General features: G+C 55.1%; 14 protein-coding genes and 1 riboswitch. Of the genes, 4 read left to right on the plus strand and 10 right to left on the minus strand.

Annotated features, from left to right (window positions below):
- Positions 1 to 333: 333 nt before the first annotated feature.
- The 10 genes from ACRCWW_RS15305 to rsd form a co-directional block, all read right to left on the minus strand.
- Positions 334 to 651 carry a PTS lactose/cellobiose transporter subunit IIA gene (locus ACRCWW_RS15305; RefSeq protein WP_330985987.1) on the minus strand — a complete coding sequence of 106 codons (318 nt, stop codon included), beginning with the start codon at positions 649 to 651 and terminating at the stop codon, positions 334 to 336.
- On the minus strand, positions 651 to 959 hold the full coding sequence (locus ACRCWW_RS15310; protein ID WP_330985986.1) for a PTS sugar transporter subunit IIB: 309 nt from the start codon (positions 957 to 959) through the stop codon (positions 651 to 653). Before ACRCWW_RS15310 ends, ACRCWW_RS15305 begins: the two co-directional genes overlap by 1 nt.
- 180 nt (positions 960 to 1,139) lie before the next feature.
- The gene (locus ACRCWW_RS15315; RefSeq protein WP_438683163.1) at positions 1,140 to 2,681 is read right to left on the minus strand and encodes a sensor domain-containing diguanylate cyclase; all 1,542 of its coding nucleotides are present in this window, start codon (positions 2,679 to 2,681) and stop codon (positions 1,140 to 1,142) included.
- Positions 2,682 to 2,951: 270 nt separating this feature from the next.
- On the minus strand, positions 2,952 to 4,079 hold the full coding sequence (thiH, locus tag ACRCWW_RS15320; RefSeq protein WP_438683164.1) for a 2-iminoacetate synthase ThiH: 1,128 nt from the start codon (positions 4,077 to 4,079) through the stop codon (positions 2,952 to 2,954).
- A complete protein-coding gene (thiG, locus tag ACRCWW_RS15325; protein ID WP_438683165.1) occupies positions 4,079 to 4,846 on the minus strand; it encodes a thiazole synthase in 768 nt (255 codons plus the stop codon). Before thiG ends, thiH begins: the two co-directional genes overlap by 1 nt.
- A 1-nt stretch (position 4,847) precedes the next feature.
- Complete coding sequence (gene thiS, locus ACRCWW_RS15330) at positions 4,848 to 5,048, minus strand: sulfur carrier protein ThiS (RefSeq protein ID WP_438683166.1); 201 nt, start codon at positions 5,046 to 5,048, stop codon at positions 4,848 to 4,850.
- Positions 5,032 to 5,787 carry a thiazole biosynthesis adenylyltransferase ThiF gene (gene thiF, locus ACRCWW_RS15335; RefSeq protein WP_438683167.1) on the minus strand — a complete coding sequence of 252 codons (756 nt, stop codon included), beginning with the start codon at positions 5,785 to 5,787 and terminating at the stop codon, positions 5,032 to 5,034. The genes thiS and thiF overlap by 17 nt, the downstream gene beginning before the upstream one ends.
- Positions 5,780 to 6,415, minus strand: a complete 636-nt coding sequence (gene thiE / locus ACRCWW_RS15340; RefSeq protein ID WP_438683168.1) for a thiamine phosphate synthase — start codon at positions 6,413 to 6,415, stop codon at positions 5,780 to 5,782. Before thiE ends, thiF begins: the two co-directional genes overlap by 8 nt.
- On the minus strand, positions 6,415 to 8,310 hold the full coding sequence (gene thiC / locus ACRCWW_RS15345) for a phosphomethylpyrimidine synthase ThiC (protein ID WP_438683169.1): 1,896 nt from the start codon (positions 8,308 to 8,310) through the stop codon (positions 6,415 to 6,417). Before thiC ends, thiE begins: the two co-directional genes overlap by 1 nt.
- An 80-nt stretch (positions 8,311 to 8,390) precedes the next feature.
- A riboswitch (TPP riboswitch) is annotated at positions 8,391 to 8,491 on the minus strand.
- Between the two features lie 54 nt (positions 8,492 to 8,545).
- On the minus strand, positions 8,546 to 9,049 hold the full coding sequence (rsd, locus tag ACRCWW_RS15350; protein ID WP_438683170.1) for a sigma D regulator: 504 nt from the start codon (positions 9,047 to 9,049) through the stop codon (positions 8,546 to 8,548).
- A gap of 98 nt (positions 9,050 to 9,147) precedes the next feature.
- Here rsd and nudC point away from each other — a divergent pair, with 98 nt between their 5' ends.
- Genes nudC through ACRCWW_RS15370 form a run of 4 tightly spaced genes read left to right on the plus strand, consistent with a single transcriptional unit; the run spans position 9,148 to position 12,339 of the window.
- Positions 9,148 to 9,921 carry an NAD(+) diphosphatase gene (nudC, locus tag ACRCWW_RS15355; RefSeq protein WP_438683171.1) on the plus strand — a complete coding sequence of 258 codons (774 nt, stop codon included), beginning with the start codon at positions 9,148 to 9,150 and terminating at the stop codon, positions 9,919 to 9,921.
- A 39-nt stretch (positions 9,922 to 9,960) separates the two neighbouring features.
- Positions 9,961 to 11,025 (plus strand): uroporphyrinogen decarboxylase, encoded by a 1,065-nt coding sequence (gene hemE / locus ACRCWW_RS15360; protein WP_438683172.1) that lies wholly within the window; start codon positions 9,961 to 9,963, stop codon positions 11,023 to 11,025.
- Between the two features lie 9 nt (positions 11,026 to 11,034).
- On the plus strand, positions 11,035 to 11,706 hold the full coding sequence (gene nfi / locus ACRCWW_RS15365) for a deoxyribonuclease V (RefSeq protein ID WP_438683173.1): 672 nt from the start codon (positions 11,035 to 11,037) through the stop codon (positions 11,704 to 11,706).
- A gap of 42 nt (positions 11,707 to 11,748) precedes the next feature.
- A complete protein-coding gene (locus ACRCWW_RS15370) occupies positions 11,749 to 12,339 on the plus strand; it encodes a YjaG family protein (RefSeq protein ID WP_438683174.1) in 591 nt (196 codons plus the stop codon).
- Positions 12,340 to 12,567: the final 228 nt, after the last annotated feature.

Here is a 12,567-nt window from a genome sequence, read left to right on the forward strand (position 1 = left end):
AGCGGGTTCGGCCCAGGTTTGGGTATCGTCGAGCCAGGAAGAAAGCATAAAAAAGCCCCATCAGAAAATTGATGAGGCTATTGTCGTCTACCCGCCGGATCGTTCAACCGATCATTCTGCTTAACCGATCGGTGTTACGCTTCGGCGGGTTTTTTTATGGCCCATCGAAAAATAGCGTGAACACGTGTGGCATCGATGCTAATGCCGGGTGGCGGCTTCGCCTTACGCCGGCCTGTGGATTGTCCCGTTTTGTAGGCCTGGCAAGCGCAGCGGCTTCAGACAAAAACAAAAATGCCCGCAGAGCGGGCATTTGTCTGACTGAGGAATATTTTTTTAGTTTACCAGCGGCAGGCGGCGATACAGTTCAATCATGTCGCCAGCCAGATCCTGGATGACCATGGCGTTCATCAGGTGGTCCTGAGAATGCACGGTAATCAGGTTAACGGGCAGTTTACCCGTGCCTTCGTCCAGACCGATGAGCTGGGTCTGGATGGTGTGTGCGTGTTTTACAAATTCGCGAGATTCGGCCATGGACTGCTCGGCAGCGGCGAAGTCGCCTTTGCGGGCCAGTTGCAGGGCCGTTAATGCTGAACTACGTGCGGCGCCAGCATTGACCAGTAGCTCCATGATGATTGATTCTAAATCTTCCATTACGACTCCAGCAGTTTGAGGGCTTTCTCAAGAACGACATCACCTTTCATCATGCCGTAATCCATCATATCGATAACCGCAACTTTCTTGCCCAGCGGCTCGGCTTCGGCCTGCAGTTTTGCCTGCTCGTATTTCACCTGTGGCCCCAGCAGCACGATGTCTGCGGTCGCGATGTTGTCTTTGAACTCAGCAACGGGAACGGCTTTGATAGAAACTTCGACGCCTTTTTTCTGAGCTGCGTCTTTCATACGTTGAACCAGCATGCTGGTGGACATGCCTGCTGCACAGCATAAAACGATGTTCTTCATAACTAGCCCTCATGGTCCTTGATAACTCATGTTTATCCCGAGGCGCGGCAATCAACAACCGCTTTGCGGCGATTGTGTGTAAGGCATCACAAAGATCAGCGCAAATTTATGAAACCGGTTACATTTTGCGACTTTTACGGTAGAAGGGCCGTCAGCTCTGGGGAGCGTCATCGCGTAAAATCAAACAACACCGCTACAAACGATCTGGTTTTTCCCTTGCTGCTTCGCCTTATAAAGCGCTTCATCCACGGTGATAACCAACTGGTCCAATGGCTCGCTATTCCATTCACCCAATCCTGCGCTGAATGTTACCTGCATTCCGTCTTCCCGCCAGGTTCTCTGCGCGATGGTTTCACGCCAGCTTTCCAGTAACGACAAGGCTTCGGGCTGGTGCTGATGTTCAAAGACAATGGCAAACTCCTCACCGCCATAGCGATAAAGCGAAATCCCCTTGGGCTGGAAAAGGTTAAGCCCTTCACGCGCCACATTACGCAATACGATGTCGCCGCTGAGGTGTCCCCAGGTATCGTTTATCGATTTGAAGTTATCCACATCAATGAGCGCAAGGGAAAACGCCGCGTTCTCACTCATCAGCGCGGCGACGTCGCTGTCGAAGGCCCGGCGATTTTTGCAGCCGGTGAGGGCATCAATAGTGGCCTGGCGGACATACGTCAGTTCACGTTCCTTATTGGAGATAATGGCTTTGCTGAGCATCGCTTCCAGCCTGGGAGCCTGCTTCACCTCGCCCGTTTTAATGGCATTAATGATGTTCATCAGTACCGTGCGTGAGGCATGACGCAGATAGAGACCGAACAGCACAATGACAATGGCGGCAAGTGAAAAGCCCCATGTCACAATGATGCTTTCATGGCGTGCCAGTGCGCTCAACGTGTCATCAGACACTTTAAACACCACAAACCAGTCAGGATTAGCAAAGGCGTAATAGTAGTACCAGACGTGGCGATTTGAGTCATACACCGCGCCTTCGCCATTGTTCATTTTGTCCATCAACCGGGCAGGGATCAGCTGTTTGAACAATAAGCCGGTGTCCGGGTGCATCACGGCGTACCCCTCGCGGTTCACCACATAGTATTCCCCCTGAACCGGGGATTGCATCTGACGCAAGGTGTAGCCCATGGAGGCCAGATCGAGATGAAACGCCAGCGTGCCCTTTAGTTTTCCATCGGAGGAGACCACTGGCCGATAAAGCGTAATCGCCTGCTGGTGGGTAAAGAAATCGGTGTAGGCTTCGGTGTAATGGCTGTAGTTACTGGAAGAAGCCTGATGGACAAACCAGGGGCGTGTCGTCGGATCAAAAGCCGCGTTGCCGCCTTCGAGCTTGAGTTGAGGCGCACGAAGATAATGTCCCTCGGTATCGACAATCGAGATAGATGACACTCTGGGCATCAGCACCAGCAGCTGCATCATCAGTTCCATTCCCTGTTTAGGATCGAGATTGACCGTTCTGTTTAACGCATCATTGTTCGCGAAATAACGCACCGCCCTGTCGAGGATGTAGTCGTTTTCCTGAAGGATCGACGCAGTGTAGTTCACGGCCAGGTTATGGGTGAAGTTTCGATTTATCTGGTGATAGTCTTCGATAATATCTTTGCGCTGGTTCAGTGTGACCAGCGTGGCGATAAGGAGAAAACCGAGCAAGATCCCGCCGAGGCTTATCACGATGGGGCGAGTGAAAGAGAGATTTTTGCTGATGTGTTTCATGTCGCAAGTTGCATTCCGTTGGGCGAGTAGCAAAAGTATAAGAGGTGAAGCGAGCGCGCGCTGATATCCGTCATTAATGCATTCGCACGATGAATGTTTTGTGCTGTTTAGCAGGAAGCAGGGCGGGGGAGGAAGAACATCGCCGCCCTGGTCAGCATTTCCTGCTGACCGGAGCAGCGTAAGGTGAGGGCATTCACGCAGCAACCTCCAGTGCTACGTATTCCGGGATGGCTTCAGAACCGATTACCTTTCTCTACCGTCGTTGCACATTTATTGCGAGCGCCTTCCCAGCCAGCTATCCCAGTCTTTCCAGACGGGCTGAAGCCCACCGGCAATCAGCGCCTTTGCTACCTCTTCTGGTCGACGTCCATCGTGCGGCGCAAATTGCTCCAGTTCCGGATGATCGTCGGCATAGCCGCCCGGCTGAGTTTTGGAAAAGGCGCTGACATGATTAATGGCGATGGGGATCACCCGGTCGCGAAAATCAGGGGATTCACGCGTCGACAACGACAGCTCTGATTCCGGAGAAAGAAGACGAAATGCGCAAATGGTTTGTACCAGCTGGCGCTCACTCATGATTGCCGCGGGTTCCACGCCACCGGCACAGGGTCGCAGTCTCGGGAAAGAGAGTGAATAACGGCTTTGCCAGTAGTGCTGTTGCAGCCATAAAAGGTGCTCAGCAACCATATAGCAATCCACGCGCCAGCTGTCAGAAAGGCCAATCAGTGCGCCAAGGCCAATCTTATCGATGCCAGCACGCCCAAGCCTGTCTGGTGTTTCCAGCCGCCAGAAGAAATCCTGCTTGTTGCCCTTCAGATGGTGACGCGCATACGTGGCCTGATGATAAGTCTCCTGATAAACCATCACGCCATCGAGCCCCAGCGTTTTGAGTTCTGCATATTCAGCCTGCGATAGCGGCTGCACTTCCATCTGCAACGAAGCGAACTGGCGACGAATCGCGGGTAAATGCTGGCGAAAGTAGTCCATGCCGACCTTCGTCTGATGTTCACCCGTCACCAGCAGCAGATGTTCAAACCCCATTGCGCGAATCGCCTCGCATTCCCGGGCAATTTCCTCTCCATCCAGCGTCTTGCGACGAATGCGATTGCTCATTGAGAAACCACAATAGGTGCAGTCGTTGGCGCAGAGGTTCGAGAGGTAAAGCGGGACGTAAAAGCTGACGGTGTTACCGAAGCGTTGGCGTGTTAGCTGCTGCGCTTTTTGCGCCATCGGCTCCAGGTAGCAGTCTGCCGCAGGCGAAAGTAAGGCCATAAAGTCATCCCGGCTGAGCTGGCGGGATGTCAGTGCCCGCCCAACATCGGCGGCCGTTTTGCTGTGGATACGCAGCCGAATGTCATCCCAGTTCAGCTCCTGCCAGCGTTCGGTGAAAGCCGCCATTAAAGGGCCTCCAGAAAACTCGTCAGTGGGCTGGTGGCCTGTGCGGTCCTGTTTTTCATCCCCGGCCCAGCCAGACGAGCGAGCAGGCCAGCTTCAACCGCCAGGCGAAAAGCTTTTGCCATCTGTACGGGGGAGTCGGCGACGGCAATAGCCGTGTTCACCAGCACCGCGTCCGCGCCCATCTCTATGGCTTGTGCCGCGTGGCTCGGCACACCAATCCCCGCATCGATAACAACCGGAACGGTCGCCTGGGCGATGATGATCTCCAGCATCGCTCGCGTCTCCAGGCCCTGATTCGAACCAATCGGCGCGCCCAATGGCATGACTGCCGCGCAACCGGCTTCTTCCAGTCGCTTGCAGAGAACCGGGTCTGCGCCGCAATAAGGCAGGACGACGAAGCCTTCTTTTACCAGAGTTTCTGCGGCTTTCAGGGTTTCGATGGGATCGGGTAACAGCCAACGGGCATCCGGGTGAATTTCAAGCTTCAGCCAGTTTGTGCCAAGCGCTTCACGCGCAAGCCTTGCGGCAAAAATGGCTTCTTCCGCTGTTTTAGCGCCGGAAGTATTGGGCAACAACGTCACTCCCGCCTCCCGCAGAGGTTGCAGAATGGCATCGTTCCGCTGGCGCAAATCCACACGTTTCATCGCCAGCGTCACCAGCTGACTGCCGGAAGCGCGAATAGCGTCCACCATCAGCGTTGACGTCGCGAATTTCCCGGTGCCTGTAAACAGATGAGAATCAAACGTTTTATCCGCAATACGTAACATGTCAGCCTCCGGCAATCACCTGAAAAAGCACCAGCTCGTCGCCCTCTCGCAAGGGCTGACGATCCCATTTTGCGCGCGGCAGAATGTGCTGATTCAGCGCCAGCGCGACACCCGGTTTGTCCTGATCTAACGTTGCCATCAGTTCGGCAACGCTCAGGCCATCGGTGCAGTGAGTTTGTTCATCGTTAACGAGAATGTGCATGCTGCCCTCCACATACCGGGCAGCTCACTGACCGCGATCGGGTCAGCGAGCGCCAGTTTCCGGAGCGGGCATCGAAGAGACGCAGTGAATCCTGAGCAATGCTCATGCCACTGAGCAACTTAATGGCTTCGAGCGCCTGTAAAGTGCCCATCACGCCAACCACCGGGCCGACAATGCCTGCGGTTCGGCAATTACGTTCTGGCTCCTGCGTATCTGGCCACAGGCAGCGGTAACAGCCGTGTGTCCAGGGCGGAGCCACTACCATCAGTTGCCCGCCGAAACCCACGGCGCTGGCTGTGATCAACGGTGTGGAGTGTTTTACGCAGGCGGCATTGATCGCCTGACGCGTCGCCATGTTATCGGTGCAATCAAGCACGACATCGGCCTGCATGACCTGCTGCTCTAAAGAGCGTCCTGCCATCCGTTCATTCAGAGCGATGAGCGTGATCTCAGGGTTAAGCTGCGCAAGGCGTTGCTGCGTCGCTTGCGCTTTCGGCTGGCTGATATCGTCGGCAGTAAACAGGATCTGGCGCTGTAAGTTACTGAGATGCACGGTGTCGTCATCGGCCAGCACCAAAGTGCCAATGCCTGCGCCAGCCAGATACAGCGCGGCAGGCGAGCCGAGCCCGCCGAGCCCAACAATAAGCACCCGGCTGGCGAGTAACTTTTGCTGGCCTTCTGCCGCAATGTCTTCCAGCAGGATTTGACGGCTGTAACGCATGAACTCGCGGTCATTCATCGCCTGCTCCCGCCATTTCAAGGAGCTGCGCGGTAGCAAGTTGCCAGTCCGGAGCCTGGGTAATGGCGCTGACCACGGCGATACTCCCCACGCCCGTTGCCAGAACCGCAGGGGCGCGGTCAATGCTGATCCCACCGATCGCGACTGTCGGGTAATCTTTCAGACGTTCAGCGTGCGTGCCGAGTTGCGCCAGCCCCTGTGGGGCCGACGGCATCTGCTTGGTTTGTGTTGGAAAAACATGGCCGAGTGCGATGTAAGAGGGCTTCACGGCGAGCGCCACCTCGATTTCCATATCGTCGTGAGTGGACACACCAAGGCGTAGCCCGGCCTCACGAATGGCTGTCAGGTCGGTGATTTCCAGGTCTTCCTGACCCAGATGCACGCCGTAAGCCCGGTGCTTAATCGCCAGCCGCCAGTAATCATTGATAAACAGACGTGCGTTGTATCTGCGGCCAAGCTTAATGGCGGCAATCACATCGGCCTCCACCTCCTCGTCGCGTTTGTCTTTTATGCGCAACTGAAGGGTGCGCACGCCGGCTTCGAGCAGACGCTCAAGCCAGACAACGCTGTCAACCACCGGGTAGAGGCCAAGCCGGAACGGCACTGGCGGGAAATCTGGCTGATACATCAGGCTTCCTCCTTGCGCAGATAAATTTCACCACCTTTGGCGCGGAAGCTGTTCGACATATCGCTCATACCTGCGTCGATGGCCTGGTTTGCCGCGTAGTCGCGGATTTCCTGGGTAATTTTCATCGAGCAGAATTTTGGGCCGCACATCGAACAGAAGTGAGCGACTTTGCCTGATTCCTGCGGCAGCGTTTCATCGTGGTAAGCGCGGGCGGTAAACGGATCGAGCGCCAGATTGAACTGGTCTTCCCAGCGGAATTCGAAGCGTGCTTTTGACATGGCGTTATCGCGGATTTGTGCGCCAGGGTGACCTTTTGCCAAATCCGCAGCGTGCGCGGCGATTTTGTAGGTAATCAGCCCCTGTTTCACATCTTCTTTGTTAGGTAAGCCGAGATGCTCTTTGGGGGTGACATAGCAAAGCATCGCGCAGCCAAACCAGCCGATCATTGCTGCGCCAATACCAGAAGTGAAATGGTCGTAGCCCGGAGCGATATCAGTGGTCAATGGGCCAAGGGTGTAGAACGGCGCTTCGTGACAATGTTCCAGCTCTTCGGTCATGTTGCGGCGAATCATCTGCATCGGCACATGGCCCGGGCCTTCAATCATCACCTGCACGTCGTATTCCCAGGCGATTTTGGTCAGCTCGCCCAGAGTATGAAGTTCGGCAAACTGGGCCTCGTCGTTGGCATCCTGAATAGATCCCGGACGCAGACCATCACCCAGCGACAGTGACACGTCATAGGCGGCGCAGATTTCGCAAATCTCGCGGAAGTGTTCGTAAAGGAAGTTTTCCTGATGATGAGAGAGGCACCATTTCGCCATGATCGAGCCGCCGCGCGAGACAATCCCCGTCAGGCGTTTCGCGGTCATGGGAACGTAACGCAGCAGCACGCCTGCGTGAATGGTGAAGTAATCCACGCCTTGTTCAGCTTGTTCCAGCAGCGTGTCGCGGAAGGCTTCCCATGTCAGATCTTCGGCGATCCCGTTTACTTTCTCCAGCGCCTGGTAGATCGGAACTGTACCGATCGGCACCGGGCTGTTACGTAAGATCCACTCGCGCGTTTCGTGGATATAGCGCCCGGTGGAAAGGTCCATGACGGTGTCTGCGCCCCAGCGCGTGGACCACACCAGTTTTTCCACTTCTTCTTCGATGGAGGAGGTGACCGCCGAGTTGCCGATGTTGGCGTTGACCTTCACGAGGAAGTTACGGCCGATGATCATCGGTTCAGATTCAGGGTGGTTGATATTGGCCGGAATAATCGCTCGCCCGGCGGCGACTTCGTCACGTACAAATTCAGGCGTGATGTTCTCTGGCAGGCGCGCGCCGAATCCTTCGCCTGGGTGCTGGTGGCGAAGCACTTCGCTACGAATGCGTTCGCGCCCCATGTTTTCACGAATCGCGATAAATTCCATTTCTGGGGTGACGATCCCCTGGCGGGCATAGTGTAGCTGGGTTACGCGCTTTCCTGATTTGGCACGCTTTGGCGTTAACAGCCCGGTGAAGCGCAGCTCATCAAGTCCATCATCAGCAAGGCGCTCTTTGGTATAAGCGGAACTGCGTTCGTCAAGCTCCTTGCTATCAGCACGGGCGTCAATCCATGGCTGGCGGAGTTTTGCCAGACCCTGCTGCACGTTAATTGCAATAGCAGGATCGCCATAAGGGCCGGAGGTGTCATAGACCGGCACGGCTTCGTTTTCTTCGAATTGAGGTTGCTCTTTGGTGCCGCCGATCAGCGTCGGGCTGAGCTGAATTTCACGCAGGGGGACGCGAATATCTTCACGGGAACCGTGGATATAAATTCGCTGAGAATTCGGGAAGGCGGTGCCTTCGAGGGTATCGATAAAGTGTTGAGCTTGCGCGCGTTGTTCGCGGCGGGACAGTTTGAGTGTAGACATAGCACATTCCAGTAAAGTAAGGATATGGCTTGTCAGACGACGGATGAAGCAAGAGAAGATCGCCAAAAAGGCGATACAACAGCAGATTGACTCTTGTTCCCTTCGCAGGTATTAGCCTGATCAGGTTCCGCGGATCCCGAATTAACGGTCTCAGCCCAAAAGGGCACTCCGACAAGATAAACCCTCGTCAACCGACGAGGTGAAGGTTGTAAATTACTCGTTAACGCTTAAGAACTCAAGCCGGGCGCGCAATCTGATTTTCATCATTGGCGCTGCCGTTGAGTTTGTTATCCAGCGCCAGCGCAATCAGGCTGTCTTCCAGCGTGAAGCGGGCGGCCAGGGCTTCGCCCAGCGTCGATAACGCCTGCTGGAACTCCATGCAGTTGTCGTCATCAATGGCGGTTTCCAGACTTGAATCATACAGATCCATAATCTGTTGCGTGTTGCCTTCCAGCTGCGGATACAGTTTTGTGGCGGCTAAAAGTGGGTTTTCACCTTCCAATTCGCCAACAATCCGTTCATAAATACTGAAGTGACCGGCTGAGAGGTAATCCACCAGACGCTGACAAAAATCGTCCAGTGCTTTCTCATTGAGACGCATATACGATCCTTTGCCAGGCTTAATGCCAACCAGATTGTAGTAAGCGACGAGTAACTGCTTACGAACCTGTAGCCACTGATCGACCAGATGATGGCTGCCGCCAACGCGCTCTGTCAGGCTTTCTAACTGGTTTAGCATGATTGACTCCGCAAGTTGAAAAAGTAGAACGGCTCACCCACAAAAATGTAAAGACACTGTTAACAAAGTGCCAGTGAAGCGAAGGTAGTGCAATAGATATGGATCGTATAATTGAAAAATTAGACCGCGGCTGGTGGATAGTCAGCCACGAACAGAAATTATGGCTGCCGGGCGGGGAAATTCCGCATGGCGAGGCGGAAAATTTCGATCTTACCGGCAAGCACGCAATGCAAATCGGCGAATGGCAGGGCGAGCCCGTCTGGCTGGTGCAGGAGGCGCGCCGCCAGGAGTTGGGCACCGTTCGGCAGGTGCTCGATCGGGATGTCGGCTTGTTCCAGCTTGCGGGCCGTGGTGTGCAGTTAGCGGAGTTTTATCGTTCGCATAAATTCTGCGGCTACTGCGGACACACCATGCACCCGAGTAAAACCGAATGGGCCATGCTTTGCAGCCATTGCCGTGAGCGTTACTACCCGCAGATAGCGCCATGCATCATTGTGGCGATTCGTCGTGATGACTCGATCCTGCTGGCGCAGCACACTCGCCATCGCAACGGTGTGCATACCGTGTTGGCAGGCTTTGTTGAGGTTGGGGAAACCCTTGAACAGGCGGTAGCCCGCGAAGTGATGGAAGAGAGCGGGATTCGGGTTAAAAACCTGTGCTATGTGACCTCGCAACCGTGGCCCTTCCCGCAATCTCTGATGACCGCATTTATGGCCGACTATGACAGCGGTGATATCGTTATCGATCCGAAAGAACTTCTGGAAGCGAACTGGTATCGCTATGACTCGCTGCCGCTGTTACCGCCGCCGGGTACCGTGGCGCGCCGCCTGATTGAAGATACGGTCGCGATGTGTCGGGCAGACCATGAGTGATGGTACACTGAGCGCCTGACGCATTAAGGAACTGCAACCATGACCGAACTGAAGAACGATCGTTATCTGCGTGCGCTGCTGCGCCAGCCTGTTGATGTCACCCCCGTCTGGATGATGAGGCAAGCAGGCCGCTATTTGCCGGAGTACAAAGCCACCCGCGCTGAGGCTGGCGATTTTATGTCGCTGTGCAAAAATGCCGAGCTGGCCTGTGAAGTGACCCTCCAGCCGCTGCGCCGTTACCCGCTGGATGCGGCGATCCTCTTCTCGGACATTCTGACCATCCCGGATGCTATGGGGCTTGGCCTCTATTTTGAAGCCGGTGAAGGCCCGCGCTTTACCTCGCCGCTGAAAACCAAAGCCGATATCGAAAAACTGCCTGTTCCCGATCCTGAACAGGAGCTGGGCTATGTGATGAATGCTGTGCGCACCATTCGCCGTGAGTTAAAAGGCGAAGTGCCGCTGATTGGCTTCTCCGGTAGCCCATGGACGCTTGCGACCTATATGGTGGAAGGCGGCAGCAGCAAGGCGTTTACCGTCATCAAAAAGATGATGTACGCCGATCCGCAGGCGCTGCATCTTCTGCTTGATAAGCTGGCGAAGAGCGTCACGCTTTACCTGAACGCGCAAATTCGTGCGGGCGCGCAGTCTGTCATGATTTTCGATACCTGGGGCGGTGTGCTCACCGGGCGCGATTATCAGCAGTTCTCGCTCTACTACATGCATAAAATCATCGACGGCCTGCTGCGTGAAAACGAAGGTCGCCGGGTGCCTGTGACGCTGTTTACTAAAGGCGGTGGGCAATGGCTGGAAGCGATGGCCGAAACGGGCTGTGATGCGCTGGGCCTGGACTGGACAACCGACATCACCGATGCGCGTCGCCGCGTAGGCCATAAAGTGGCACTTCAGGGCAACATGGACCCGTCAATGCTTTATGCGCAGCCAGCCCGTATTGAGGAAGAGGTTGCCACCATCCTGGCCGGATTTGGTGAGGGAGAAGGCCATGTCTTCAACCTCGGTCACGGCATTCACCAGGATGTGCCGCCAGCACACGCGGGGGCGTTTGTAGAAGCCGTTCACCGTCTGTCGGCGCAGTATCACAAGTAAGGACACGGTATGGATCTGGCAGATCTTCGGGAGCAACAGCGGGCGTTAGCGTCTTCAGTGATCCGCGAAGATCGCCTGATTCAGGATCCGCCGCTGCTGATCGGTGGCGCGGATGTCGGGTTTGAAAACGAGGGCGAAATCACCCGTGCGGCGATAGTGCTGCTTGAATACCCGAGCCTCAAATTGGTGGAGTACCAAATCGCCCGCATTCCCACCACCATGCCGTATATCCCCGGTTTTCTCTCTTTTCGCGAATATCCTGCGTTGCTTGCGGCGTGGGATAAACTCTCCCGTAAACCCGACTTGCTGTTCGTGGACGGGCACGGCATTTCTCATCCGCGTCGCCTGGGTGTAGCCAGCCATTTTGGTTTGCTGGTGGACGTGCCGACGATTGGCGTGGCAAAAAAACGGTTGTGCGGCAAGTTCGAACCGCTTTCTGCTGAAGCAGGCGCGCTGGCACCGCTCATGGATAAAGACGAGCAGCTAGGCTGGGTCTGGCGCAGCAAAGTGCGTTGTAATCCCCTGTTTATTGCCACTGGGCATCGCGTGAGCGCGGACAGTGCGCTGGCCTGGGTTCAGCGCTGCACGCAAGGCTACCGATTGCCGGAACCGACTCGCTGGGCCGATGCGGTGGCTTCAGGGCGGCCTGCTTTCCAGCGTTGGCAAGCAATTCAGCCTTGATTCAGGTAAACTTCCGCTCATTCACGTATCTGAGAACTGATCATGTTACAAAACCCGATTCATCTGCGCCTTGAGAAGCTGGAAAGCTGGCAGCACGTGACCTTCATGGCCTGCCTGTGCGAACGCATGTACCCAAACTATGCCGTGTTCTGTCAGCAGACAGAATTCGCCGACGGCCAGCTCTATCGCCGAATTCTCGATCTTATCTGGGAAACCCTGGCCGTGAAGGACGCGAAGGTGAATTTCGACAGCCAGCTAGAAAAACTGGAAGAAGCGATTCCGGTGGCCGATGACTTCGATATGTACGGTGTTTATCCGGCTATCGATGCTTGTGTGGCGTTAAGCGAGTTGCTTCATTCGCGCCTGAGTGGTGAAACGCTCGAGCATGCGATTGAAGTCAGCAAAGCCTCGATCACCACCGTCGCGATGCTGGAAATGACCCAGGCGGGTCGGGAAATGACAGACGAAGAGCTCAAAGAAAACCCGGCGGTTGAGCAGGAATGGGACATTCAATGGGAGATTTTCCGACTCCTTGCTGAGTGCGAAGAGCGTGACATTGAGCTTATCAAAGGGCTGCGGGCGGACCTTCGCGAGGCCGGTGAGAGCAATATCGGTATAAATTTTCAGCAATGAAGCCACAAAACGTGACATTCAGTCTGAATTGTCGTGCCTGAAGGCTTCACATCTGCCCCCCGTCTGGTCTACATTTGGTAGGCGAAAATAAGTGGCTATCGGTGCGTGTATGCAGGAGAGTGCTCTTCAGGCATTTTCGTCGCACTCGATGCTTAGCAAGCGATAAACACATTGTAAGGATAACATATGAACAAGACTCAACTGATTGATGTAATTGCGGACAAGGCT

The organism is Scandinavium sp. (assembly GCF_051650185.1).
Lineage (GTDB): Bacteria > Pseudomonadota > Gammaproteobacteria > Enterobacterales > Enterobacteriaceae > Scandinavium.